Source organism: Nocardioides sp. (assembly GCA_037045645.1).
Lineage (GTDB): Bacteria > Actinomycetota > Actinomycetes > Propionibacteriales > Nocardioidaceae > Nocardioides.
In genome coordinates this window covers 15,014-41,342 of record JBAOIH010000006.1, presented here as the reverse complement: position 1 = coordinate 41,342, position 26,329 = coordinate 15,014, and the positions used below count along the sequence as shown (strand labels likewise).

Genomic DNA, 26,329 nt, shown 5'->3' with positions numbered 1-26,329 from the left:
TGGATCCGCCGGGCCCCGGGCCTGGGCGCCGACTGCGCAAAACCCTACTGCACGGTGAACCGGGAACTGACGATTGCGTGATCCGTGGTGCGCTGCACCCGCGGGCCGATCTCGACCATTGTGTTGGCGAAGGTGCCGCCCTTGCCGAAGATCCAGTCGACGCGCATCCCCGACGGTGGCGTACACCCGTTGATCGAGGTGCCACCGATGGCGGCGGTCATGCCCGTCTTGCACGCGATCCGGCGGAACGCGCGCGCCTTCTCGTTGAGGTCACCGGTGACCAGGATCGGCAGGCCCTCCGGGGTCAACAGATTCACCATCGCCGCGATGATGGCCGTGCCCCGGTCGCGGTCACGCTGCATGCCTCCTGGCGAGAGGTGGGCGTTGATCCAATAGACCTCGCTGCCCGTCTGACGGTTGCGCAGGCGTACGACGGGCTGTGGGCGCACGCCCTTCATGAACGGCATCGGCGCGGTGGTGCCCCACACGTACTCCCACTCCGAGTCCTTCCACATCACCGACTGGGGTGCGGAGGCGTAGCCCATCGTGTTGCCGGGGAACGCGGTGAACTCGCCCTTCGTGGCGATGTCGAGGCTGACGATCTGGTCGGGTTGTGGCTCCGAGAGCCCCACCAAGGTCATCTCGCGTCGCTCGATGAGCTCTCGTGCCCACTCCGAGCGCAGGCGCCCTGGCGCGAAGGCCGGCCTGGCCCCGGTCGGCGAGGTGTGCTGGCTGCCCAGCAGGTTGAAGGTCATCACGTTGAACGTGCCACCCGCACGGCGAGCCCGCGCGTTCGCGGCGGGGCGCGAGGCGAGCACGTCACGCGCAATCCGGGCGGGCGTGCGCTTGAACACCTGCTTCTTGCTCAGCGTCGGCCCTGGCGTGAAGGTCGGCGGCGTCTCGGCCGGCATCCCCGGCGGCGTTACGGCCCCGATTCCGAGCTGGCCCAGTTCGTTGCCACCCCAACACGACACACCGACCGCGCACTGATGCAGCCACCCGGCCGTCCCCATCTGGTCAGCCACCAGCCCCGCATCGGCCGGGGATGCGCTCATCGACAGGCCCGTCGAGGCCGGGCCGAGTTGTCCGTAGCGGTTGTCTCCCCAACAGAAGACCCGCCGCTGCGTCGACGTGGCGCAGGTGCTGGTGTTCGCGACCGCGATCGAGGTCCAGACTGCCCCGCCGATCACCGCGACCGGCACCAGCGAGTCGAGGCGGTTGCCGTTGCCGAGTTCGCCGTACGAGTTCTCGCCCCAGCAGTAGGCTTCCCGGCCCGTGGTGACTCCGCAGGTACGGCCGAAGTTGGCACTGAGTTGGCTGAAGGATCGCCCGCCCGCGATGGGCGTAGGTGCCGGGCGCCGGACCACCGTGCCGTCGCCGACCTGACCGAGCATGCTGTCGCCCCAGCAGTAGCCGGCACCGTTCGTCGCGATGCCACAGGTGTGCCAGCCTCCTGCGGTGACACTGGACCAGGTAAGGCCCCCGGCGACCCTCATCGGCTTGTTGCTCGCGGCGAACACCTTGCCGGTGCCGAGCTGACCACGCAGGTTCTGACCCCAGCACCACAACGAGCCATCCGTCGCCGTGGCGCAGGCATGGGTCCAACTCGACGACACCGAGGTCCAATCGGTCCGGGTGCCGACCTGGCGCGGGGTCGAGACGGTCTTGCGGTCACGGCCACCGAGTTGGCCGAACTTGTTGAGCCCCCAGCACCACAAAGTGCCGTCGGTCCGGACCCCGCACGTGGAACTTCCACCAGTGTCGACCTGGCGCCACCCTGCACCTTGCACCTGGGTGGCACTGGTGCGCAGGTCGCGAGTCCCGTCGCCGATCTGTCCCCAGTCGTTGCGGCCCCAACACCAGGCGGTGGCGTCCTCGCGTACCTCACAGGTGGTCATGCCACCGGCGCTGAGCACACCCGTCTTGAGTGTCACGTTGAGCGTCACCACACCGGACTTCGCGGACGTGGCAGGCGATACTCCCGCCACCGTATAGCGCACCTCGTGGCTGCCGGGAGCGGTGAGCGTGCCGGTCAACAGGCCGGTCGACGACAGGCTCAGCCCCTCGGGCAGCGACGACGCGGTCCAGGTGGCGGGAGTTCCGACGGAACCGCCCGAGACCTTCAACTGATGCGAGACCGGCGTGCCCTGGACGACGCTGATCGTCTCGGCGATCGGCTTGGGCCACTGCGCGACCTGCGCAGCCGCCACATCGGCTGCTTGATGGAGCACGATCTTGCCGGACTTCGTCGCATAGGAGCGCGTCGCCTTCAAGCCTCGTTTGGCCGACTCCTTGGAGGGATGACACACGAGGTCGGATCTGGTGCACACCGAGATGGTGCGGAACGTGGCCGGACCGGTCGGAACGTCCACGGACTTGTCGCGCAGTCGGGTCAGGACGCCCACCGAACGCCGCGGCGCATTGGGCGCGCCCAGGGGCGCGCCGGCCACCGACGCCTTGACGCGCCAGGGATCGGCGACCGTCACCGCAGCCGCCACCTGGTCGAGTCGTCCCGCCGCGTCCAGGCGTCCCAACAGCGTGTGCACGGCGCCAGCGCCTTGGGCGTAGCCCACGAGCACCACCTGCTGCTCGGGACAGGCGACCGCTGCTGCAGCGAGCCGCTGGTTGGCCTTCTTGGTGGCCTTACGGATGCTCTTGGCCCAGGTGCGGGCACCCGGCTTCGACAGCGCCTTTCGGGTGGCGAGCCTGGGCGAGGTGACCAGCACCCTCGGCTGCGCCGTACGCACTCGGATCCGAGCCGACGCCCAGGCCCGGGACTGGGATGCTCCGGTCCGACCGATCCGCTTGGCCACCCGGCGCACGACCTTGCCGAGCGCTTGGCCCTTGCCCTGGCCGTTGCCGTCGATGCCGAGGATCAGCGTGTCGACGCAACTGGCGCGCGCCGCCTGCGCGGTCGAAGCCGTGATCGCCATCGGCGGACTCCCGGACGCGGGCGTCGAGGACACCACCGTGCCGAGGAGCGGGATCGCCAGCACTCCCGCCAGCCCGGCTCGCAACCCCAAGGTGCGTGCAGTGGTTGTGGACCGGGCCAGGGAGTTCACGTCGAAGCTCCGCCTTGATGAGTGCGTAGGGGTCGACACCGCGTTCGCGCGCGATCCGCTCGACTCGCTCGTCGAGCATCTCCTGCATCTGGGCGCGGCCCATCGTCTTGAGTTCGCCGGCTGCCGTCTTGTTCAGCGGGTGCTGGGGGCCCCACCAGGCCGGGCGGTGCGTGAACATGTAGTCGATGTGCGCGATGTAGGCGTCGGCGACCTTCGGGTTGCGCACCATGCCCACGATCTCGTCGGAGGAGCGAGCCACCGCCGTCCAGTTGGCCGAGCCGTTGTAGGTGATCTTGAAGTCCGGGTTGTCGCCCACGTTGCCGTGGATCGCCATCGCCTTCATGTGCACGTAGCGGTCGTAGAGACCGTCGTCGTCAGCGTCGTACGCCAGGTGGGTCAGCGGCACTCCGGCGCGACGCATCACGGCCAGAACCTCGTTGCCGAACATCGCATAGACCAATCGGATGTCGCAGCCCGCGCGACGCAACTGGGCGATCCGGGTGGCCAACTTGATGCCGCGCTCGCCGTACATCGCGGTCTGCGCGATCCGGATCTTCGTACGTCCCGAGGGCGTCGAGGCACCCTTGCACTTGACCGGCGCCAACCACTCCAGCACCGGGTCCTTCTTCGTGCCCTTGCCCTCGTAGGGGTAGAACATCGACCAGACCCGGCCGTCGTCGAAGCTGACGTAGGGCTGCTCGACCGCCTTGTCCTTCTTCATCTGCTCGAAGACGGCCTCGAAGGCCGCCCACTGCGGGTAGTCGTTGCGGAAGGTGAACAGGTCGTTCCACTGGATGGTGGCGCCGAGCTCGGTGGCGTTGTAGGAGCCGTACATCGTGACCCACGGCACCCTGGTGTACTTCTGCTTGCCCTTCTTGGTCTTGCCGTCCTTCACCTTCACGGCGCTGAACAGGTAGAACTTCGAGTGTGGGATCCCGTTGGTGCCGCGACATGACCGCTTGCAGCGGCGCAGCCAGCTGCGCATCTCCTTCGGCCGCTCCTTGTTGCCCTTCTTCAGCCCGGCGTACAGGCGCGCCGCGTCGATATTGGGCCAGGTGGGGTTCCAGTTCTTGTTGTCCATGACGACCTGCACGGAGACGCCACGGTTGTGCGCGCGCACCAGTGACCGGGTGATGTTCGCGCTGCGCACGTTCCAGGCCGAGATCCGGATCCGCTGACCATTGGGCACCGAGTCGATCGTGCGGTTGACGTGCTGGATCAGGTTGCGGACATTGCGCTGTGCTCCGTAGGGGTTGTTGAACAACACACCACGAGCGGGCGTGTAGTGATCCGGTGTGGCCGACGCGGTCGGCACGATCAGCGACAGCATCGTCGCGGCCATACCGGCCACGACGAGCGAGATGATGGACTTGCGCACGTGTTCTGATCCCTACGGAGGCTGGCGGTCGCGGCGGCTGACCACACAGCCGGGACCGGAACGGTCGACGGATATTAACTCACTGGCAACACAAGAATCATGCGCCACATTGGTCACAGACGCGAATTTCCTCGCATCGGTTCGGTCAGGCCGAGCATTTCTCGACCAGGGCCAAGAACGCCTTGTTCTTGGCCAGTGGCTTCTTGGTCACCACGATCGGTTGGCCCTCGACGGCGTACGCCTTGGGCCCCAGCACGGTCAGTCCCTGGCCTGACGAGCACTGGCGCGACTGCGCTTTGAGCCAGGTGGATGCGGCGTCGTCGTAACAGCCGGCGTACTCCTCGGGCAGCATCTCGCCGGCCACGACGACGTCCGAGCACAAGGGCTCGGTCGGGGTCTGGGGCGACTCGGAGTCCGTCGGCTCGGTCTCGGTCGTGGTCGCCGAGGTCGCCGGGCTCGTCGGAGTCTCGGGGTCGGTGGCCGAGTCCCCGCTGTCGCCGCACCCGACCAGGCCGAGCGCCACCAGCGCGACCGCGACGACGGCGCGAGAGGATAGTCCGCTCATGTCAGCCTCCCGGGTTGATCGTGACGTTGGCGTAGAGGAAGTAGTGGTCGGAAGCCCGAGCCAATGACGCTGCGTCTTGAACGTAGCCGGAGAAGACAACTCCGCGTCCGCCGCCGCCCATGATCCAGTCCACGCGCAGCGGTCCGCCGGGCAGTCCGCAGCCGGGCCCGCCACCGTTGGCGGCGCGCAGTCCGGTGGCACCACAGACCTTGTAGAAGAACTCGGTGTGTTCGTTGACGTCGCCGAGGATGAAGACCGGCTTGCCCGACGCCTTGAGGCGGTTGATCAGGCTGATCTGGATCGCGGTGGCAGAGTCGCGCTGCGCCTCGAGGTTGCGTGCGGAGTTGTGGGTGTTGATCACCCAGAACTCTGCGCCGGTGGCTCGGTCCTTGAGCAGGGCGTACGGCATCGGGATGTTCTGATTGTCGAACGTGTAGGTCACCGAGCCGCCGCTGAGCATCTCGAAGCGCGAAGTGCGCCAGGCGATCTGCAGGCGCTGGCCGTTGCTGCCCATGGAGTGCTGCGGCCAGACGGCATAGCCGCCGAGTCCACGAAGCAGCACGGGCAACTGGTCGTCCTGCACCTCCTGCATGCCGACCACGTCGAGGCCTCGGCTGGTGATGAGTCCGGCCGAATACCCTGCCCGCACCGGACCGGAGGCGTACCGCTTGGATCCACGGGTGTGCTGGCTGCCCAGGATGTTGAGCGTGCCGATCCGGAAGGACGACGAACTCGTGCCCGCGGCGGCTGCGGCCTGGGCCCTCTTCTTGGCCTTCGCCACCCGCTGCGCCTTGCGCTCGGCCTTCTGCGCCGACTGGCGTGCGGTGACCAGGGCAGCGCGCACGTTCAGGCGCCGCTGCTCCTGCGCGAGCTTGAACTTGTGCGGGTCGCTGGCCGGTCTCGGCGAGGTCTGACTGCGCGAGGCGATCTGGCTGCCAGGACGCGCCTTCGCGTTCTTCTGCGCGTCGCCTTCGGGCGACAAAGTGGTGATCTTGCCTGCGGTTGTCTGCGCGGCCGGGTCGCCGGCGACCGCGAGCTGGGCCGGCGAGGTAGGGGCCGTGTCCGGTCGCGTCAGCAGCACCAGCCCGAGCAGCACCGCAAGACCGGTGATCAGCACGGAGAAGGGCGCGCTCAGGCGCCGCGCAAGGCTCGGTCGACCGGCATGCTTCGCCACAGACAGGCTCCCAGGTTTTCGTTCTATGACGGCACCGCTATCCCCCAAAGTGCGGCGCCGTGGCAAACGGACCGAGCGAGCATACCCCGACCAGGCGCGGGGAGCCGCCTTCGCGGCGCTCCCCCATCCCGAACGTCCTGGGCGGTAGCGTGCGGACGGTGAGACAGGGTCCTTCGCGCATCTACGCCGCCCGGCTCGTCGGCTTCCCGGTCTATGACCCGCTCGGCGACCAGGTCGGCAAGGTTCGCGACCTCGTGGTGACCATTCGAGCCGAGCGAAGCCAACCCCGCGTACTGGGCATCGTGGTCGAGGTGTTCGGCCACAAGCGGATCTTCGTGCCGATGACCAGGGTGACCAATATCGATGCCGGGGCCGTGTACACCACCGGACTGCTCAACATGCGCCGCTTCGAACTGCGCGCCTCCGAGACGCTGGTCATCGGTCAGATGCTCGACCGTGGCGTCACCATCCGCTCCACTGCGGTGACCGGGACCGTCTTCGACGTGGCGATGGAGCAGAGCCGCAATCGCGACTGGGTGCTGAGCCGGGTCGCCGTACAAGAGCCGGCCAAGGGACTGCGTCGGCGTGGGCAGCAGCATGTCGCGGAGTGGGACGACGTCGAGGGCCTGGCTCGGCACGAGGAGACCCAGGGCGCGGCCCACCTGGTCGCGGCACTCAACGAGATGCGCCCGGCCGATGCCGCCAACGTCCTGCACGACCTGCCCAGCGAGCGGCGAGCCCAGGTGATCGCGGCACTGGACGACGAGCGGTTGGCCGACGTGCTCGAGGAACTCCCCGAGGAGGACCAGGTCGAGATCTTGGAGCACCTCGACGACGAACGTGCCGCGGACGTCCTGGAGGAGATGTCGCCCGACGACGCGGCGGATCTGATCGCCGATCTGCCTCCCGACACCGCCGCCGCGCTGTTGGAGTTGATGCGCCCGGAGGAGCGCGAGGACGTACGCCGCCTGATGCAGTACGGCGAGGAGACCGCGGGCGGCATGATGACGCCGGAGCCGGTGATCCTGCCTCCGGACGCGACGGTGGCCGAGGCGCTGGCACACGTACGCCGAGAGGAACTGCCCACGTCCTTGGCCGCGCAGGTGTACGTCTGCCGTCCTCCGATGGAGACTCCCACGGGGCGCCTTCTCGGCCTGGTCCACATCCAGCGTCTGCTGCGAGAGCCTCCCTCCACGCAGGTCGCCGGGCTGTTGGACCAGGAGACGACCTATATCCGAGCCGACGCGTCCTTGCAGGACGTCGCGGTGCATCTGGCCTTCTACAACCTCACCGCTGCCCCGGTGGTGGACGAGGAGGGCCGCCTGCTCGGCGTGGTCACGGTCGACGACCTCCTCGACCACCTGTTGCCCGACGGGTGGCGCGACAACAAGAGAGGTGAATGGTGAGCGAGCGTCGCCGCCCGGGCCTCGACACGCCACTGACCCATCGGCGCGGGTCGGCACTGAGGTCGTACGACCCGGATGCCTTCGGTGTGTTCGCGGAGAAATTCGCCCGCTTCATGGGCACCGCCCAGTTCATCGTCTATATGACGATCTTCGTAGTCGCCTGGATCGTGTGGAACCTGCTCGGGCCGCACGAGCTCCCGGTTCGACGACGAGACGCTGATCCTGTTGACCTTCATGCTGAGCCTGCAGGCGTCGTACGCAGCCCCGCTGATCCTGCTCGCCCAGAACCGACAAGAACAGCGCGACAAGGTGATCGCCGAACAGGATCGCCAGGCGAACACCAGGGCCCATGCGGACATGGAGTTCCTGGCACGCGAGGTCGCTTCACTGCGGATGGCGATGGGCGAGGTGGCCACTCGCGACTACCTGCGTTCGGAACTGCGCGCGCTGCTCTCCGAACTCGAGGAGCGCCAGAGTGAGCGCGAGCACGGCAGGCAGTCCGTCGAGGACGAGGCCGAGGAGGCATGACCGGCGCCGTCGCTGGCTTGAGGGCACTGGCCGCGTCCCCCAAGGTGCGCTACCTCCTGGTGGGGGCAACCAACACCGCCATCGATGTCGGCACCTTCGCGCTGCTGGAGCCGTCCTTGGGCATCTGGTGGGCGAACTTCTTCGCGACGTCCCTTGCGATGACGGCCGGCTTCTTGATGCACGGCAAGTTCACCTTCTCGCGCGAGCGTCTGGATCTGCGCCATGCGGTGCTCTTCTACGGCGTGAGCGCCACCACGGCCTGGGTAGCCGTCCCGTTCGTGATCTGGTGCGCGGTGTGGGCCGGGATGCCAGCGGTCGTGGGCAAGGTGCTCTCTGCCGGCGTGGGGCTGACCCTGAACTTCCTGGGCTATCGCTACGTGGTGTTTCGCTGACGCGGGCCGCCCACCGCGAGACTGGGAGCGAGACGTAGGCTCTGACCTCATGAGTCACCCCGATCTGGATCGCATCAACGCCGCACTGGCCACGGTGAACGACCCGGAGATCAAACGCCCTATCACCGACCTCGGCATGGTGTCCTCGGTCGACGTCGATGACGCCGGGCAGGTCGTGGTCTCCGTGCTGCTCACCGTCGCCGGCTGCCCCTTGAAGGACACCATCACCCGAGATGTCACGGCAGCCGTGTCGGCGGTCGCCGGCGTCACCGGTGTGACGGTCGATCTGGGCGTGATGACGCAAGACCAGCGCGCGCAACTTCAGGAGAAACTGCGCGGCGGTCAGGCCCAGCGTGAGATCCCGTTCGCACAGCCGGGCAGCCTGACCAAGGTCTTCGCCATCGCCAGCGGAAAGGGCGGGGTCGGCAAGTCCTCGGTCACGGTCAACCTGGCTCAGGCAATGGCCGCCCAGGGACTGAAGGTCGGCGTCGTGGACGCAGACATCTACGGACACTCGGTGCCCGCGATGCTGGGCGTCGCGGACGCGCGGCCGACGCAGGTCGAGGACCTGATCATGCCGGTACCGACACCCTCCGGCGTCTCGGTGATCTCCATCGGCATGCTCAAGCCGCGCCGTGATCAGGTCGTGGCCTGGCGCGGACCGATGCTCGACCGCGCCTTGGTTCAGATGCTTGCCGACGTGTATTGGGGCGATATCGACGTCCTGCTGCTCGACCTCCCCCCGGGCACCGGCGACGTCGCGATCTCGCTGGGGCAGCATCTGCCCAACGCGGAGGTCGTGGTGGTCACGACACCGCAGGAAGCTGCCGCCGAGGTCGCCGAGCGAGCCGGCACCATGGCCTCGATGATGCACCAGCGCGTCGTCGGCGTGATCGAGAACATGGCCTACCTGGTGTGCCCACACTGCCCGGCCGAGGAAGACCACCGTCTGGAGATCTTCGGTTCCGGAGGGGGCGCGAAGGTGGCAGCGACCCTGTCGGAGCGTTTCGGCTACGACGTGCCCGTCCTGGGCCAGATCCCGTTGGAGTCGACCCTGCGTGAGGGCGGCGACTCGGGCGAGCCGATCGTCGGCACCTCCCCCGACCTTCCCGCCGCGTCGGAACTCATCCGGATCGCTTCGACCCTGTCGGGACGGGGACGAGGTTTGGCAGGAATGCAACTCGGATTGACGCCAGCGAGTAGGTTCTGATCCGTGTTCGGGATCGGTCTTCAAGAACTCGCGCTTATCGCGTTCGTCGCGGTGCTCGTCGTGGGTCCTGACCGGCTTCCCGAGTTGGCTCGTCAGGCTGGCCGGATGGTCCGCTCGGCCACGAAGATGGCCAACCAGGCGAAAACCGATCTGCGTCAGGAACTCGGTCCCGAGTTCGCCGACCTGCGCCTGCAGGACCTGGACCCGCGCACGATCGTACGCAAGCACATCGCCGAAGCGCTCAAGGATCTCGATGCCGAGGAGCGCGCCAAGGTGACCCAGGAGGTCGCCGCGGAGTTGGCTGCCGAGCAGAGCGGCGAACGGCCACCCTTCGATTCAGAAGCGACCTGAGCAGGCTCAGACCTCGACGATGTCGTCACGGCTCTGAACTGCCGCCACGGCGGCGAGCGCGAGGAGCCGGCGGTGCCCCGAGGGATCGGCTGCCTCGACGAAGTCGTGACCGATGCGTTGGGGAACCACGCGATGGGCGGCACCGTCGCGAAGCCGGATCACACACGCCATCTGCTCGTCGGCGAGTCGTCGCAGCGCGGAGCCGAGTCCCAACCGCGCCAGTGCCGACCACGCCGCCTCGGGCACTGACCGCGTCGAGGCACCGACGACCGAGGTGAGCGACGCGTGCGAGACGATCCACTCCTGCCGGTGACCCTCCAGGAGGCTCCAGGAGCCGGTGGCGCGGCGTAGGTCGCCGCGGATCTGTCCGACGCCCTCGACGTCGAGGAGCAGGGATCGACCGACGCTTGCCATCAGCCGGCTGGCCAACGTCACCGACGCGTACTCCGAGCGCGCCCGGTCGGCGAGTTCGAGGTCCCGCTCCTGGGCGAACAGCGCCCCTGCCTGCGATTCGAGGTCGTCGAACACCGCGAACAGGTCGTCGTCCCAGCCCATGTGAGGTGACGTTCCCGCGGGGCCGTGGGTTATGCACAGATTGGCAAAACAGGTTTGACCCACGCAAACAGTCGCAAACATAGGGATATGTGGCTGAACGGACGCTCTCGACTCCGCCCACTCTTTGTGGCGGTGCTGTTGACCGCCGCGACGTCGGCGGCCTGCGCTTGGCTGTGGCCGGACCTCGTCGCGGTCGCCGCGCTGCGGCACCCGGGCGTACGCGCGAACGAGACCCTCGACCAGGCCCTGGGACATCTCTGCGGAAGCCTGGCCTTCGCGTGCCTGCTCTGGCTGTGGCTGTGCGGTCTGTTGTCAGTCGTGGACGTGCTGCGCGGCCGGGCGCAGGGACGACGTGGTTGCCCGCTCCTGGTCCGCCGCCTGGTGTTCGCGGCGTGCGGGTTCGGTCTGGTCGTCTCGGCCGCACCCTCCCACGCCCTGGATGACGCACCGACTCCTCTCGAGGGATTGACCGTGCCGACCCTCCCGAGCACCGGCCCCACCGAAGCCGCGCCGCCACCTGCCGTGATGGTCGTACGCCCAGGCGACTGCCTCTGGCGACTGGCCGAGCGCTCCCTGCCCGCCGGAGCCACACCTGCGCACATCGCCCGCGTCGTGGCCCGTCTGCACGCGCTCAACCGGCACGAGATCGGCCCGGATCCGGATCTGATCCGCCCCGGCCTTCGTCTTCGCCTCCCGACACCGATGGAAAGGAATCCGCGATGACCGCCCTAGAGGAAGCACGACGCCGACGAATGCCCGCGCCGATCGCGCCACTGCAGGGCACCCTTGCACTCTCGTTGCACGAGCCCGTCGCTCCCCCCGACCCTGCGGACCGCAACTGTGCCCACGATGTCGCGCGGATCGACCCGCTCCGGCGCAAGCGGTTCGACCAATGGGCGGGCCGATTCCTGCAGTCGGCTGTCGACGTCGTGGCCGGCCAACGCAGTGCCACGCAACTGGTCCGCTGGATGCAGGAGGAGGTCTATGAGGATCTGGTCCGACGTGCCCAACTCGTCCGCGGGTCGGTGACGTCCCTGCCCGGGCGGGCAGCGACGATCGCGGGGCCGACGGTCCGGCCCAGCATCACGTCGTTGCACACCAGTTTCGTGGCCGCCACGACCTGCGAGGCTGCTGCGGTCGTGCGTTATGGCGCGCGCCATCGCGCAATCGCGGCTCGCTTCGAACTGATCGAGGGGCGGATGCAGTGCACCGCCCTGGAGTGGGCCTGAGGGTCAGTTGACCCGCGCCTTGAGGCCGCTGGGGCCACCCGGCGCACCGTGACAGCGCTTGAACTTCTTGCCCGAACCGCACGGGCACAACGAGTTGCGGCCGACGCCGGCGAACTCGTCATCGCCCGCCACCGCCTCCGAGCGCACCTCGACGTCGTCGTCCCCGATCTCGCCGACACCCTCGCGCGGGGCGGAGTAGGCGAGATGCTGTGGCTGTTTGGGCCGGTCGAGACCAGGTGCGCGGAAGTGTGGCTGCTTCTCGAAGACCGAGGGCGGGGCCGCCGACTCGTCCTCTGCGGACGGGATGTCGGGCACCGACTGGCGCATCGGCTCGATCACTTCAGCCTCGGGCGCGTCGTCCTCGTCGTCCTCCAATTCCACCGACAGGTTGAACAGGTAGCCGACGACCTCCTCCTTGATGCCACCCATCATGTTGGTGAACATGTCGAAGCCCTCGCGCTGGTATTCCACCAGCGGGTCCCGCTGGCTGTAGGCCCGCAGGTAGATGCCTTCGCGCAAGTAGTCCATCTCGTAGAGGTGTTCGCGCCACTTGCGGTCGAGCACGGACAGCGTGACGCGACGCTCCAGCTCGCGCATGACCTCTTCGCCGACCGCGGCCTCGCGCGCGTCGTACGCCGCCTGAGCGTCCTTGCGCAGATCCTCGATCAACGCCTCACGGCTGAGCCCGCCGCGACCGGTCGAACCCTCCACGTCGGCGGCGGTGATGGCGACCGGGTAGAGCTGCTTGAGCGCGACCCACAGGGCGTCGAGATCCCAGGCCTCTGCCAGGTCCTCGGTCGACGCGTGCACGAAGTCGGCGATGACGTCATCGAGGAAGGTACGGATCTGGGCCTCGAGGTCGGCGCCTTCGAGCACCTCACGACGCTCGCCGTAGATCACCTGACGCTGGCGATCCATCACGTCGTCGTACTTCAAGACGTTCTTGCGGGACTCGAAGTTGAGCGCCTCGACCTGGCTCTGCGCCGAGGCGATCGCGCCGGTGACGCGCTTGTTCTCGATGGGGACGTCGTCGGGGATCTTCATCATCACCAGGACACGGTCGACCCAGTCGGACTTGAACAGCCGCATCAGCTCGTCCTGCAAGGACAGATAGAAGCGCGACTCGCCCGGGTCACCCTGACGGCCGGAACGACCACGCAGCTGGTTGTCGATGCGGCGCGACTCGTGCCGCTCGGTGCCGATCACGTACAGGCCGCCGAGTTCCTTGACCGCATCGTGCTCGGCCTCGACCTGCGCTTTGATGCGCTCGACGGTCGCCGGCCAGGCCGCGTTGTAGTCGTCCGCGTCCTCGGTCGGGTCGAGACCTTGCTTGCGCAACTCCTCGTCGGCGAGGAAGTCGACCGAGCCACCGAGCATGATGTCGGTGCCTCGACCGGCCATGTTGGTCGCCACCGTCACGGCGCCCTTGTGACCGGCCAGCGCAACGACCTTCGCCTCGCTGGAGTGCTGCTTGGCGTTGAGGACGGTGTGGGCGATGCCGCGCTGCTTGAGCAACTTGCCCAGCAACTCCGACTTCTCCACCGACACGGTGCCGACCAGCACCGGCTGGCCGGCACGGTGTCGCTCTTCGATGTCCTCGACGACGGCGGCGTACTTCGCCTCCTCCGTGCGGTAGACGAGGTCGGGCTGGTCCTTGCGGATCATCGGCTTGTTGGTGCGGATCGGCACCACACCGAGTTTGTAGATCTTGTCGAACTCCGACGCCTCGGTCATCGCGGTGCCGGTCATGCCGGAGAAGCTTGTTGTAGAGGCGGAAGTAGTTCTGCAGTGTGACCGTCGCCAGCGTCTGGTACTCCTCCTGGACCTCGACGCCCTCCTTGGCCTCGATGGCCTGGTGCAGACCGTCGTTGTAGCGACGCCCGGCCAGGATGCGGCCGGTGTGCTCGTCGACGATCAGGACCTCGCCGTCCAAGACGACGTACTCCTTGTCGTTGTGGAACAGCTCCTTGGCCTTGATCGAGTTGTGCATGAAGGAGATCAGCGGGGTGTTGACCGAGTCGTACAGGTTGTCGATGCCGAGGTGGTCCTCGACCTTGGTAATGCCCGGCTCCAGCACTGAGATCGTGCGCTTCTTCTCGTCCACCTCGTAGTCGACGTCGCGGGTCATCCGGCTCGAGATCTTGGCGAACTCGCCGTACCACTTGACCTCGTCCTGGGTCGGGCCGCTGATGATCAGCGGGGTCCGGGCCTCGTCGATCAGGATCGAGTCGACCTCGTCGACGATGGCGAAGTTGTGGCCGCGCTGGACGCAGTCCGCCAGAGCGCCGGCCATGTTGTCGCGCAGGTAGTCGAAACCGAGTTCGTTGTTGGTGCCGTAGGTGATGTCGCAGGCGTACGCCTCGCGCCGCTCCGCGGGGCGCATGTGCGGCAGGATCACCCCGACCGTCAGCCCCAGGAACTGGTGGATGCGCCCCATCCATTCGGCCTGGTACTTCGCCAGATAATCGTTGACCGTGACGACGTGGACGCCCTCGCCCGAGATGGCGTTGAGGTACGCCGGGAGGGTCGCGACCAGCGTCTTGCCCTCACCGGTCTTCATCTCGGCGATGTTGCCCAAGTGCAGCGCCGCGCCGCCCATGATCTGGACGTCGTAGTGGCGTTGGCCGATCACGCGGTGCGCGGCTTCGCGTACGGTCGCGAACGCCTCGGGCATCAGTTTGTCCAGCGACTCACCGTCGGCATAGCGCTGCTTGAACTCCTCGGTCATGGCTTGGAGTTCCTCGTCGGTCATCTTGACGAAGTCATCCTCGACTGCGTTCACGGCCTTGGCGATCGCCTCGAGCTGGCGGATGATCTTGCCCTCGCCGATGCGGAGCAGTTTGTCGATGATGGCAGGCACGTGCGGAGACTCCTGGAGGGTTCGTGTCGGCCCGATTCCGAGCCTCGGTCACTCTACCCAGCCAGGCCGAGGCCCCCAACTGCGGCGCCCAGCGCCGGCGCGAGATCTCCACGAGGCTGCACGACGATCTGCGCCAGCCCCAGCCAGTCCGCCAGTCGACGCAACTCCCACGCCAGATGCGTCGCGGTGTCGGCGGGCGCCGCCGGCTCGGCGTACGCGGCCGGGACCAGGAGACGGCCGTGCCTGCGGTCGGCTTTCAGATCCACCCGTCCGACCACGGTGTCACCGAGCAGGAACGGCAGGCAGTAGTAGCCGAACTGTCGCTTCGCTGCCGGCACGTAGATCTCGATGCGGTAGTGAAAGTCGAAGAGTGCTTCGGTGCGTTCGCGGTGCCACACCACGGGATCGAACGGGCTCAACAGGGTGCGCGCCGACACGCGTCGCGGGAGCCGCGCCTGGTGATGCAGGTACGCCGGGCGACGCCAGCCCTCGACCACGACCGGATGCAACTCGCCTCCCTCGACCAGGCGATCGACGGCTCGTTGGGTGTCGGAGAGTCGGGTAATCCGGTAGTAGTCACGAAGGTCCGCAGTGGTCGCGACGCCGTACGAACGTGCAGCGCGGCGCACGAGTTCGACGCGCGCGTCCTCCGCCGACAGTTCAGGAGCCTCGAAGTGCCGTGCCGGGATCACCCGTTGCGCCACGTCGTAGCTGACCTCGAACTGGCTGTTGCGCCCGGCGATCGCCAACTCCCCGCAACGGTAGAGGAAGTCGAGGGATTGGCGAGCCTGTGACCAGTTCCAGCCCCAGTGCTCCTTGCTGCGCGGGCCAGACTCGAACTCTGTCTCAAGGTCGCGCGCCGTCACCGGGCCGCGCCCACGGACGACCTCCAGCACCTCACGGGTGATGCCGTGGTCGGCGGTGAAGCCCCAGTGGCTGCCCTTTACCTGATAGTCGCGCATCCGATGCCGCATCGCGGGCCACAACTCCACGGGCATCAGCGCCTGGACGTGCGCCCAATACTCCACGAGCCGCCGCGGCGAGCGCGCGGTGCCGGTGCTGGCTCGACGCAGCAGGTCGGTGTCGTACGGCCCCATCCGGGCGTACAACGGCATCAGGTGCGCCCGCTGCAACACATTGACCGAGTCGACCTGCAGCACTCCGGTGCGCGCCACGGTGCGCTCGAGCGTACGCAGCGTCGGGCGCGCCACGGGTGGATCGAGGAACCCCTGGGCGGCCAGGCCGATGCGTCGGGCCTGAGCCCGGCTGAGCGACTGTGTGGTCACCGAGGGGATCACTCGATCTCGAACAGCTTCTCGCGCACGGCGTACATCACCGCTTCCATCCGTGAGTGCAGTTGGAGCTTGTCCAAGATGTTGCGGACGTGGTTCTTCACGGTGTTCTCGGAGATGAACAACTCGGCGGCGATGTCACGGTTGGCCAGCCCCTGGGCCACCAGGCGAAGCACTTCGAGTTCTCGATCGGTGAGCCGCAACGCCGCCTCACCGTGCGAGCGGCGCGCCAACTCCTTGAACTCCTCGATCAGCTTGATGGCCATCGCCGGCGAGATCAGCGAATGCCCGTCGTGCACCACTCGCACCGCCTGCGCAACCTCCTCGATGGAGGAGTCCTTGAGCAGGTACCCGGAGGCACCACTCTTGACGGCCTCATACAGGTCGTTCTCGTCATCGGACACGGTCAGCATCACGATCTTGGTCGTCGGCGAGACGGTCTTGATCTCGCGACACGACTCGATCCCCGAGCGGCGCGGCATGCGTACGTCCAACAGCACCACGTCGGGTGCGAGCTCGGCTGCGGCAGAGGCTCCGGCCAACCCGTCGCCCGCCTCTCCGATCACGCTGATGCCGGGCTCGTCCGCAAGCAGCATCGTGATCCCGCGCCGGAACAACTCCTGGTCGTCGACGACGAGCACTCGGATCGGCTCGCCGGCCGAGGATGAGGGAGCACCCATTCGCGAATCATGACAGAAGGACTAGTCCTGTGACGCAAAATGAAACTAGTCCCCGGGGTCACACGGACCACCGGGGACTAGTTCTGGAGATGATCAGGCGTCGCCGTTCTCCACGTCGAGGTCGATCACGCCGTAGTTATAACCGCGGCGGCGGTAGAGCACCGACGGACGCTGACTCTCCTTGTCCACGAAGAGGAAGAAGTCGTGGCCGACCAACTCCATCTCGTACAGCGCCTGGTCCAGCGACATCGGCGAGGCCTTGAACGACTTCTGGCGTACGACCAGGGGCCCGTCGCCGTCGACTTCGATCGGCCCCGCCTGATCCGTGGGCTTCGCACCGTCGAGGTCCGCTGCGTCCTGACCGTCGAGGATGGCGTTGAGTTCCGCCGCGACCCCGGCCTTGGGCTTTCCTCGGTTGGCGGTGCGGCGCCGGTCGGATGCGCGGCGCATCTGCGAGGCCATCTTGTCCAGCGCCAGGTCCAGTGCCCCCATCTTGTCGCTGGCCGCAGCCTCCGCACGGATGATCGGACCCTTGGAGAACGCGGTGAGCTCGACGCGTACGGCGCGGTCGACCAGTCGCGGGTTGCGCTCGTTCTCCACCTCCACGTCGACACGGATGATGCGGTGATCGTGCTTCTCCAACCGAGCAAGCTTCTCGGTCACATGGCTACGGAATCGATCCGTGACCTCGAAGTGACGCCCGCTGACAACAACATCCATCTTTTCCTCCTGGAGGGGGTTGGGTGTGAATGCTCGGATGGAGCCCGTCCGGCCGACCTGGTCTTCGTCCCCACAGCCGCCTGCTGAGGTGCTCGCAGCTTGGTGCCACTACTGACCTTCTCCCGCGTACGCCGAACCCCGAAGGGAACGGACGCGCCGACGTATCTGACGTCGGAGGCGAGGCAGGACTTACTTCTAAGCCGCACCGTGATCACGCGACTCCGTCGCGGAGCCGGGCTTACGTGGGCCGTTTCGCCTGCGACTGGCATCGGCTTGCTGCCCGAGGAGTGTGTCAAGACACAACTGGCCCGAGAAGCGCAACCACGGACCCGGACGGACTCCATGACCAGACGTTAGTCCAGCCCCGGTTGCGGCGAAAGGGTGGGGGGACGCGCCGTCACGCGCGGGGCTGCCAGGTGCGTTGCGTGGCAGCGATCGCCGCGATCGAAGCCGGCCGCAGACCCGCCGCGACGAGCGCGCGCTGGGCTTCGTACGCCGTGGCGCCGGTGGTGATGACGTCGTCGCACAACACCACCCAGGCGCGAGACTGCCGTCGCCCGAGCCGACGGACTGCGGCACTGTCGCAGACCAGCGAATCGCGCAGGTTGGCATACCGCTGCGAGGCGTTGAGCCCCACCTGGTCTCGCGCGGGGCACCAGGGCCGGAGCAGGGTCTGCGTCCTGACCTCGTGCCCCTGGGCTCGCAACCGGCTCGCGGCCATCCGAACCACCACCTGCAGCGGTGCGTATCCGCGTGCCCGAGTGGTGGCCCGCGCACTCGGGATGGGCACGAGTACGACCGGGTCGACGGCGGGCGCCGAGGCCGCCACGACCACGTCGGCGAGTGTTCGTGCCAGCGGGGTACGCAACCCGAAGTAGGAGTGCTCCTTGTGTCCGTTGATCACGTCCTTGGCCAGCCCCGAGTAGTCCCAAGCCGCCCAACACCGCGCCAGCCCGGGCGGACACGGCTGAGGCTCGACCCGCCGGGCGGGCGAGCGCAGGGTGGCACCGCACGAAGGACACAGCAACCGACCGGGACGCTCACAACCCAGACAACGCGACCCGGCCAGCACGTCGCGCAGTCCGTCGCGCAACCACCCCGGCTCGGCCGCACTCGCCATAGCGCCCATCGCAGCAGGTGTCACGGGCTCGCGCCAGCAGGCTGGTCCGGCCTGTGGAGAGCAGGCCTGGAGCAGCGGCGTTCAGCCGACGTAGGTGAGGCTCGAAGCGTCGACGTCGACCGCCACCAACTGGCGGCTGGAGGCGTAGGGCAAGGTTACGTAGCCCGGGTACGTCGCCAGGAATTCAGTGTCGGGATCGGGCGCGCCGGCAAGGTTCGCGAACTCCTTGGCCAGGGTCGGCCAACTCTGCAGACCAGACGGTGACCCGTCGATGTTCAAGGTGCGCAGTTGGGACAACTCGCCGAGGGGCGCAAGCACCGCCAAGGTTGTCGGGGTGCGCCAGGCGATGTCGCGGATCCGCCGCAGGCGCGGGCTCGCCCCCGTTCCGAGCGCGACCGGAGTGACGAGCCGAGGGGCACCGTTGACGCGGGTCTCGATCCGATAGCTCACCAGCCGATCGCGGCGTTCGCCACGCACCAGCCCCACCAGACGGGTGCCGTCACGCGACACCACGAAGTTCGCCACCCGACCGGGTAGAAGTCCCGGCACCGGCAGTGGCGCCTGATCGGAGTCGAGGATCACGCTCACCTGCGTGCCGACCGGAGTGCGGTCCAGAAGCCAGAGTCGGCCCTGCACGTCCCACGCGGGCGGCAGCAGGTCTGAGGCGGCACTGACCACCTCGTCGACCTGCCCGGCACCGACGGGACCGCGCAGAACCGCCGTGCCGTCGCCGGACACACCGGCGATCTCGGTGCCGCGGAGACTGACCGCCAGGCTGCGCAGGCCGAAATCACTGCGCCCGAGCTTCCCGACGACCGGGTCGAGCATCGTGACCGTGCCTGAGACGACTCGTCCCTGCCGAATCCCCCAGAGTCGGGTCGAGGCACCGAAGGCCGCAGGGTCCAACTGGTCCCCGGTCTGCAGAGAGATCTCGGTCGGCTGTCCGGGCAGGGTGCGACCATCTGCGGTGAGTTTGATCCTGCGGATCGTGGTGTCCTGGCGCAGCGTCCATGCGATCTGCGTCGCCATCAACTCGGCCTGATCGGCCGAGATTCCGGACGCGTCCCCCTCCAACTCGACCATCGCGGTGCCGTCCGCGTCGACCGGGACCGACAGGCCGAGGCTGAGGTTGGCCGGGAGGAAGCTCTGCATCACGCCCTCGCGTCGCCGACCGGGCCCGGCGAGCAGGCTCTCCATCAACGCGGTCGCGAAGCCGTCCCCGCGCGGCACGTGGATCGGTTCCGGCACCAAGACCCGGCTGGTGGGGTCGACGAAATAGGCGTTGGCGGTCTCGATGTTGTCGCTGGCCCAGGTCGCGGGGACGATCAGCGCGTCCGGCACGCCGCTGATCCGCCATTCCCCGGACTCCCGCTCCATGCCGAAGACGAGGCTGCGACTGCGATCCGTACGGCGATAGGTGCCGTGTTCGTCCACCTCGTAGACATCACGCAGGGTGATCGACACCTGACGTTGACCTCTGATCGCGACACTGCCGTAGATCAGGGTGGACCGCTCGGGGCGCCACTGCTCACGCGCTCGCGCCGTGAGGAACTGTTGGGCCACCGTCGTCTGCAACGGAGTGGCGGTCATCGCTTCGAGGAAGTGCGCCGCGATCTGGCTGGTCGTCTCGCCCACCCGTGGCGGGTTGGGCAGATAGCAGCAGTCGACCCGCTGCCCGGACCCGCCCACGTCCGTGGCCTCCACCACGGGTCCGCTGCTGGGCAGGCGTACGCACCCCGTCAGGGCGAGCACGATCAGCAACAGCAAGGAGAGTCGACGCATCTCAGACCCTCTCCTGCGCATCGGCGGGAACGAGAGGCAACGGGCTGTGCCGCAACCGATCCCCGGCGTGGCGCGGCAGGGTCAACCGGAATTGCGCACCCGCACCACGCCGACCCCAGGCCTGCAACCAGCCACCGTGCAGGTGCGCGTCCTCCAGCGCGATCGCGAGACCGAGTCCGGTGCCACCACTCGTGCGTGCCCGGGCCGGATCGGAACGCCAGAACCGGTTGAACACCATCGCGGTCTCCGCCGCGTCGAGGCCGACGCCATAGTCGCGTACGGAGATCGCCGCCGCATCGTCCGCACTGTCCACGGTGACGACGACGTCTTGTGACTCGGCGTGGTCGATGGCGTTGGTGACCAGGTTGCGCACGATCCGCTCGACCCGGCGTACGTCGGCCTCCGCCAGGCAGGCCCGCTGCGGGGACCGTACGACAACCTGCACGCCACGCTGCTGCGCCAGCGGCCGGGTCATGTCGGCGATGCGATGCGCCACGTCGACGAGGTTGACGTCGTCGAGGTCGAGTTGTGCGGCACCCGCGTCGAAACGACTGATCTCCAGCAGGTCGGCGAGCAGGGTCTCGAAGCGATCGAGTTCCTTCTGCAACAACTCCGCCGCGCGCGCCGTGGCCGGGTCGAACTCGGTGCGCGCATCGTGCAAGACGTCGCCGGCCATCCGTACGGTCGTCAAGGGGGTGCGCAACTCGTGCGACACGTCAGCCACGAACCGGCGCTGGACTCGGCTGAGTTCCTCAAGCTGGCGGATCTGGCGCTGAAGGTTGGAGGCCATCTGGTTGAACGAGGTCGCCAATCTGGCCAGATCGTCCTCGCCGCTGACCCGCAGACGCTCCTGCAGACCACCGGCGGCCAATCGCTCGGCCACACGTCGCGCCATCCGGATCGGGGTCACGACCTGTCGGGTGACCAGCCAGGTCACCCCGGCCACCAGGACCAGCAAGAAGATGCCGGCCGTGAGAGCACTGCGGGTCACCAGGGCCAGCGTCTTCTGCTCCTCCGACATCGGGAAGAGGAAGTAGAGGGTGTAGAGATTGTTGTTGTCTGCCGGCAGTTGGAACTGGGTGCCGGTCACGATGCCGGGCGTCTGGTCCTCGGTGCCGTCGGCCGCGATGGTGCGGATCTCGGTGTAGGTCCACTTGGGAGCGCTCGGGGCGGCGAACGCGCGCAGCATCGAGTCGGGCACGCTGTCGGGGTCGAGCCCGTCGCTGTAATGGGTGCCGCCCTCGGTCAGGGGCCGTTGCATCCCGACAGGTCCGGTCAGGACGACCTTGAAGTCGCGCGCCGCTCCCCGCTCGATGATCGGGTCGACGAGTTCTCGCAATTGGGTCCCGACATCGCTCTGGTTGCCGGGGACGCGGACCAGTGCGTTGACCGCCTCGTTTCGTTCGGTGCCGGTCTCACGCAGCACCGCGTTGACGCGCTGGTCCACCAGTCCGTCGCGGGTGTTCTGCAACAGGAACCAGCCGACAGCCGTCGTGACGATCGCCGACAGCAAGACGGTGCTCGCGACGACGCGCGCCTGCAACGACCGGCGCCAGAAGGTGAGCCACCAACGCAGGCCGCCTCTCGTGGGCGGGCCCTCGCGGACGCTCAGGACGCACCCGCGTTGTGGGCGCCCGCCTTGTAGCCGACGCCGCGCACGGTCAGCACGATCTCGGGATTCTCCGGATCGTGCTCGACCTTGGAGCGCAATCGCTGCACATGCACATTGACCAGGCGGGTATCCGCCGCATGGCGGTAGCCCCAGACCTGTTCCAGCAGCACCTCACGGGTGAACACCTGCCAGGGCTTGCGCGCCAGGCACAGCAGCAGGTCGAACTCCAACGGCGTCAGGCTGATCGGCTCGCCGTCGCGCGTCACCGCGTGCCCGGCCACGTCGATGCTGACGTCGCCGACCGAGATCGTCTCCCCCTCGACGGCCGAGTTGCGGCGGACCCGGGCGCGGATCCGCGCCACCAACTCCTTGGGCTTGAACGGCTTGACGACATAGTCGTCCGCACCGCTCTCCAACCCCACCACGATGTCGATCGTGTCGCTCTTGGCGGTGAGCATCACGATGGGTACGCCGGACTCCATCCGGATCTGACGGCATACGTCGATGCCGTCGGCACCGGGCAGCATCAGGTCCAGCAGGACGAGGTCGGGGCGGTAGTCGTGGAACGCGTCGAGGGCTTCGTCCCCGCGGGCACATACGCGGGACTCGAAGCCTTCCTGGCGCAACACGATCGTGAGCATCTCGGCCAGGGACGCGTCGTCGTCGACGACGAGGATCCGGCCTCGTACTCCCCCGGACGAGTCAACGGTCATAGGGGCAAGTGTGCCACCGCCACCACGTCAGTAGCGGTAGTGCTCCGGCTTGTAGGGGCCTTCGACCGCGACGCCGATGTATTCGGCCTGCTCCTTGGTGAGTTCGGTGAGCTCCACGCCCAGCGAGTCCAGGTGCAGGCGTGCCACCTCCTCGTCGAGATGCTTGGGCAGCACGTGTACGCCGATGGGGTACTCGTCGGCCTTGGTGAAGACCTCGATCTGGGCCAGCACCTGGTTGGTGAAGGAGTTCGACATCACGAACGAGGGGTGTCCGGTCGCGTTGCCCAGGTTGAGCAGGCGGCCCTCCGACAAGACGATGATCTTCTTGCCGGCCTGACCGTTCTCGCCGGGGAAGATCCACTGGTGGACCTGCGGCTTGATCTCGTCCTTGACGATGCCCGGGATCTGAGCCAGACCGCTCATGTCGATCTCGTTGTCGAAGTGGCCGATGTTGCCGACGATGGCCTGGTTCTTCATCCGCTCGAAGTGCTCGACCTTGATGATGTCGAAGTTGCCGGTCGTGGTGACGAAGATGTCGGCGGTCTCGACGACCGACTCGAGGCGGCGGACCTCGTAGCCGTCCATCGCGGCCTGGAGCGCGCAGATCGGGTCGATCTCGGTGACGATGACGCGAGCACCCTGGCCGCGCAAAGACTCAGCCGAGCCCTTGCCGACGTCGCCGTAGCCGCACACGACCGCGACCTTGCCGCCGATCATCACGTCGGTGGCGCGGTTGATGCCGTCGACCAGCGAGTGGCGGCAGCCGTACTTGTTGTCGAACTTGGACTTGGTCACCGAGTCGTTGACGTTGATCGCCGGGAAGAGCAGCGAGCCTTCCTTGAAGCGCTCGTAGAGGCGGTGGACGCCGGTCGTGGTCTCCTCGGTGACACCCTTGATGTCCGCGGCGATTCGGGTCCAGCGCTGGGGGTCGGCTGCGAGGGAGCGCGCGAGGACCCGGAGGACCTCCTTGAACTCCTCGTTGTCGGTGGAGTCGAGCGGCGGCACGACGCCGGCCTTCTCGTACTCGACACCCTTGTGCACGAGCAGGGTGATGTCGCCGCCGTCGTCGAGCAGCATGTTGGGGCCGACGCGGTTGCCGTCGGCGTCGGTGAAGTCGAAGACCTTCTCGGCCTCGTCCCAGTACTGGGCGAGCGTCTCGCCCTTCCAGGCGAACACCGGGGTGCCGGCCGGGGCGTCGACGGTGCCGTCGCGACCCACGACGACCGCTGCGGCGGCGTGGTCCTGGGTGGAGAAGATATTGCAGGTGGCCCAGCGCACGTCGGCGCCGAGGTCGACCAGCGTCTCGATCAGGACGGCGGTCTGGATGGTCATGTGCAACGAGCCGGCGATGCGAGCACCCTTGAGCGGCTGGTCAGCGCCGTAGCGCTCGCGCATCGCCATCAGGCCGGGCATCTCGTGCTCGGCGAGCTCGATCTCCTTGCGGCCGAACTCGGCGAGCGTGAGGTCTGCGACCTTGAAGTCCATGAAGCTGTCTCCTGGGATCAAATGGAGTAGGTGTCGCGTCGCGCATCTGCGCGCTGTCGGGATCTCCCACGCTGACCCCACGAGAGTAGGCGTGCCGAGTGCGGATCGAGGAATCCTCGATGCTGCGAGGGGCCGATCAGTGCGCCTGGGCGCTGGCCGCGTCCGCGTGCGCGTCGTCGCCGTGTCCTCCCACGCCGAACAGGCGCAGGACATAGAAGACGACGAAGCCGACCACCAGGCCGACCACGGCGGACAGCAAGGTGTTGACCAGCCAGCCGGCCAACGACCCGAGCGCACCTCCGATGGCGTCGTGGACCGATCCCTCCCAGTCGTGGACGAGGGCGTACGGGGCGTGCAGGGCATGCCCGAGCGCGGTGCCGTCGAGCAGGCCGTCGTGACCACCGATCTCGTACAGGGACACCAAGAAGATATGACCACCCACCCACAGCATCGCCAAGGTGCCGATCAGCGAGATCGCGGCCAACAGTCTGGGCATCGCCGCGACCAGACCGAGTCCGATGCGCTGGCTCAACGCCGACTCTCGCTTGGCCAGCGAGAGACCGACGTCGTCCATCTTCACGATCAGCGCGACCACGCCGTACACCAAGAACGTGATCATGATCGCCACGACCGTGAGCACGATCGCGCGCATCCAGATGCCGGCGTCCGGATCGCCGCTGACGACCTCCTTCAGCGCGATCACCATGATCTCGGCCGAGAGGATGAAGTCGGTGCGGATGGCACCGGCGATCGTGGCCTTCTCGTGCTCGGGGGTGAACTCACCTTGACCCGAGATGTCCTGCTCGGCGGCGGTGTCGTGCCCGCTGAGTCGCTCGTGGACCTTGTGCGCGCCTTCGTAGGCCAAGAAGCCGCCACCGAAGATCAAGATCACCGGCAACAACTGAGGAAGGAACTGCCCCAGCAGCACCGCCGCAGGCAGGATGAACAGCAACTTGTTGCGCAGGGAGCCGATCGCGATCTTCTTGATGATCGGGAGTTCGCGTTCGGCGGCGGAACCTTGCAGGTATTGCGGGGTCACCGCGGTGTCGTCGACCACCACACCGGCCGCCTTGGCCGAGGCGCGACCGGCGGCAGCGCCGACATCGTCGACGGATGCGGCCGCGATCCGCGCGAGCGCGGCGATGTCGTCCAGCAGTCCGAACAGTCCGGCGCTCATGGTGTCTCCTCAATCAGACCGAGGCGTAGATACTCGGCGGCATAGGTGCCTTGAAGCAAAAGGTCGGCGTAGCGTGCGACCTCGGTCGCCCGGTCACTGCGCAGCGTCTCGACGCGTACGCCACGCTGCTGGGCCGCGGCAAGCAGTCGTCCGCGGTCCTCACGAACCCAGGGTTCCTCCGCGCCGTCCTCGAGGATCAGCAGCACCGGCGGCGCCGACGGCGCATCCTCGGCGAACGGGTCGGCGAAGACGTCACGCAGCGGCGCACCCTCGATCAGGGGCAACACCTGTCCCAACTCCCCCGCCACGGCGCTGCGACCTGTCGTCCGCCGCAAGGATTCGGCGACGCGGCGCGCGGCGCGTGCAGCAAGCACCGAGCCGCCCCACACCACCGGGGTGGCATCGGCAAGCGCGATGGCGCTCATCTTCGCCGGGTTCACGGCCAGATCGCGGTGCGGCGAGCAGGCGGTCGCGACGGCGTCCAGGGCGGTGGCCACGTCCTCGGCATCCGAGGTCGGACCGAGCGCCAGGCGGGCCAGGTAGTCGAGCATCACGACTGCGGTGCCGAGCGGATCCCCGGTGACCGTCGGCAGCAGGGTCACCCAGCGGCCCACCGCGTGCTCGGCCACCAGCGAGCGCTCAGGGGCCACCACGACGAGTTGGCAGCCACGTCGGACCGCTTCGGCTACTGCTGCGGCGGCACCTCGGTCGCTGCCCTCGGGGGCCAGCACCACGACCAGGTCGAGCCCACCGACCCAGCCTGGCAGCGCCGGATGGGGCCACGCCACGAACGGCACGGGGCAGGTCTGCTCCAGCACCGCGCGCAACAGCCGGGCATCCGGGCCGGCGGCCAGCACGGCTCGGGGCCGCGCCGCCTCGCGCTGGGCGATCAGTGCCTCGCGCAGGGCTGCCTCGGCTTCGGCCGCATCGCGCCGTACCCGGGCGCCGGACTCTGCCAACTGGCGCAGCACTGTGTCGTGACGCTCGAGGATCCGCGCGTCGTCGAGCCGGGAGTCGTCGAACCAGGAGGCCATGGGC

The 26,329-nt window shown here is 67.7% G+C and carries 21 protein-coding genes and 2 pseudogenes; 7 read left to right on the top strand and 16 right to left on the bottom strand.

The window, feature by feature from the left end; genetic code table 11:
- Positions 1-44: 44 nt before the first annotated feature.
- From V9G04_16350 to V9G04_16335, 4 genes are all read right to left on the bottom strand, one after another.
- A complete protein-coding gene (locus tag V9G04_16350) occupies positions 45-2,726 on the bottom strand; it encodes a cutinase family protein (protein ID MEI2714812.1) in 2,682 nt (893 codons plus the stop codon).
- Positions 2,644-4,440: a phospholipase D-like domain-containing protein gene (locus V9G04_16345; protein ID MEI2714811.1), complete on the bottom strand. Its 1,797-nt coding sequence runs from the start codon at positions 4,438-4,440 to the stop codon at positions 2,644-2,646. The genes V9G04_16350 and V9G04_16345 overlap by 83 nt, the downstream gene beginning before the upstream one ends.
- A gap of 145 nt (positions 4,441-4,585) precedes the next feature.
- The gene (locus V9G04_16340; GenBank protein ID MEI2714810.1) at positions 4,586-5,005 is read right to left on the bottom strand and encodes a hypothetical protein; all 420 of its coding nucleotides are present in this window, start codon (positions 5,003-5,005) and stop codon (positions 4,586-4,588) included.
- 1 nt (position 5,006) lies between these two features.
- Positions 5,007-6,179, bottom strand: coding sequence for an endonuclease/exonuclease/phosphatase family protein (locus V9G04_16335; GenBank protein MEI2714809.1), 1,173 nt, complete (start codon positions 6,177-6,179; stop codon positions 5,007-5,009).
- 158 nt (positions 6,180-6,337) lie between these two features.
- Here V9G04_16335 and V9G04_16330 point away from each other — a divergent pair, with 158 nt between their 5' ends.
- The 5 genes and pseudogenes from V9G04_16330 to V9G04_16310 all read left to right on the top strand — a co-directional run bounded on the left by V9G04_16330 (position 6,338) and on the right by V9G04_16310 (position 10,066).
- Positions 6,338-7,585 carry a CBS domain-containing protein gene (locus tag V9G04_16330; GenBank protein MEI2714808.1) on the top strand — a complete coding sequence of 416 codons (1,248 nt, stop codon included), beginning with the start codon at positions 6,338-6,340 and terminating at the stop codon, positions 7,583-7,585.
- Positions 7,582-8,113, top strand: a pseudogene (locus V9G04_16325) (DUF1003 domain-containing protein). The gene V9G04_16330 and the pseudogene V9G04_16325 overlap by 4 nt, the downstream one beginning before the upstream one ends.
- A complete protein-coding gene (locus V9G04_16320; protein ID MEI2714807.1) occupies positions 8,110-8,505 on the top strand; it encodes a GtrA family protein in 396 nt (131 codons plus the stop codon). The pseudogene V9G04_16325 and the gene V9G04_16320 overlap by 4 nt, the downstream one beginning before the upstream one ends.
- Before the next feature lie 49 nt (positions 8,506-8,554).
- A complete protein-coding gene (locus tag V9G04_16315) occupies positions 8,555-9,715 on the top strand; it encodes a P-loop NTPase (protein ID MEI2714806.1) in 1,161 nt (386 codons plus the stop codon).
- A 3-nt stretch (positions 9,716-9,718) separates the two neighbouring features.
- On the top strand, positions 9,719-10,066 hold the full coding sequence (locus V9G04_16310; GenBank protein MEI2714805.1) for a sec-independent translocase: 348 nt from the start codon (positions 9,719-9,721) through the stop codon (positions 10,064-10,066).
- Between the two features lie 6 nt (positions 10,067-10,072).
- Here the strand turns inward: V9G04_16310 and V9G04_16305 are convergent, their stop codons facing one another.
- The gene (locus V9G04_16305; GenBank protein ID MEI2714804.1) at positions 10,073-10,621 is read right to left on the bottom strand and encodes a hypothetical protein; all 549 of its coding nucleotides are present in this window, start codon (positions 10,619-10,621) and stop codon (positions 10,073-10,075) included.
- 132 nt (positions 10,622-10,753) lie between these two features.
- On the opposite strand from V9G04_16305, the gene V9G04_16300 reads away from it, so the two are divergent.
- Positions 10,754-11,344: a hypothetical protein gene (locus V9G04_16300; GenBank protein MEI2714803.1), complete on the top strand. Its 591-nt coding sequence runs from the start codon at positions 10,754-10,756 to the stop codon at positions 11,342-11,344.
- Positions 11,341-11,850, top strand: coding sequence for an Rv3235 family protein (locus tag V9G04_16295; GenBank protein ID MEI2714802.1), 510 nt, complete (start codon positions 11,341-11,343; stop codon positions 11,848-11,850). Before V9G04_16300 ends, V9G04_16295 begins: the two co-directional genes overlap by 4 nt.
- A 3-nt stretch (positions 11,851-11,853) precedes the next feature.
- Here the strand turns inward: V9G04_16295 and secA are convergent.
- The 11 genes and pseudogenes from secA to V9G04_16240 form a co-directional block, all read right to left on the bottom strand.
- Positions 11,854-14,710, bottom strand: a pseudogene (gene secA, locus V9G04_16290) (preprotein translocase subunit SecA).
- Positions 14,711-14,763: 53 nt separating this feature from the next.
- On the bottom strand, positions 14,764-15,996 hold the full coding sequence (locus tag V9G04_16285; GenBank protein MEI2714801.1) for a crosslink repair DNA glycosylase YcaQ family protein: 1,233 nt from the start codon (positions 15,994-15,996) through the stop codon (positions 14,764-14,766).
- 8 nt (positions 15,997-16,004) lie between these two features.
- Positions 16,005-16,682 (bottom strand): response regulator transcription factor, encoded by a 678-nt coding sequence (locus tag V9G04_16280; GenBank protein ID MEI2714800.1) that lies wholly within the window; start codon positions 16,680-16,682, stop codon positions 16,005-16,007.
- A 93-nt stretch (positions 16,683-16,775) separates the two neighbouring features.
- Entirely contained in the window at positions 16,776-17,402 is a 627-nt protein-coding gene (raiA, locus tag V9G04_16275; GenBank protein MEI2714799.1) for a ribosome-associated translation inhibitor RaiA, read from the bottom strand.
- A 397-nt stretch (positions 17,403-17,799) separates the two neighbouring features.
- Positions 17,800-18,522, bottom strand: coding sequence for a ComF family protein (locus V9G04_16270; GenBank protein MEI2714798.1), 723 nt, complete (start codon positions 18,520-18,522; stop codon positions 17,800-17,802).
- Positions 18,523-18,603: 81 nt separating this feature from the next.
- The gene (locus tag V9G04_16265; GenBank protein ID MEI2714797.1) at positions 18,604-20,304 is read right to left on the bottom strand and encodes an LpqB family beta-propeller domain-containing protein; all 1,701 of its coding nucleotides are present in this window, start codon (positions 20,302-20,304) and stop codon (positions 18,604-18,606) included.
- A gap of 1 nt (position 20,305) precedes the next feature.
- Positions 20,306-21,847 (bottom strand): MtrAB system histidine kinase MtrB, encoded by a 1,542-nt coding sequence (gene mtrB, locus V9G04_16260; GenBank protein ID MEI2714796.1) that lies wholly within the window; start codon positions 21,845-21,847, stop codon positions 20,306-20,308.
- Positions 21,848-21,912: 65 nt separating this feature from the next.
- Complete coding sequence (mtrA, locus tag V9G04_16255) at positions 21,913-22,629, bottom strand: MtrAB system response regulator MtrA (protein MEI2714795.1); 717 nt, start codon at positions 22,627-22,629, stop codon at positions 21,913-21,915.
- Between the two features lie 27 nt (positions 22,630-22,656).
- Positions 22,657-24,114, bottom strand: a complete 1,458-nt coding sequence (ahcY, locus tag V9G04_16250; GenBank protein MEI2714794.1) for an adenosylhomocysteinase — start codon at positions 24,112-24,114, stop codon at positions 22,657-22,659.
- 136 nt (positions 24,115-24,250) lie between these two features.
- On the bottom strand, positions 24,251-25,291 hold the full coding sequence (locus V9G04_16245) for a DUF808 domain-containing protein (protein ID MEI2714793.1): 1,041 nt from the start codon (positions 25,289-25,291) through the stop codon (positions 24,251-24,253).
- Positions 25,288-26,325: an SIS domain-containing protein gene (locus V9G04_16240; protein ID MEI2714792.1), complete on the bottom strand. Its 1,038-nt coding sequence runs from the start codon at positions 26,323-26,325 to the stop codon at positions 25,288-25,290. Before V9G04_16240 ends, V9G04_16245 begins: the two co-directional genes overlap by 4 nt.
- Positions 26,326-26,329: the final 4 nt, after the last annotated feature.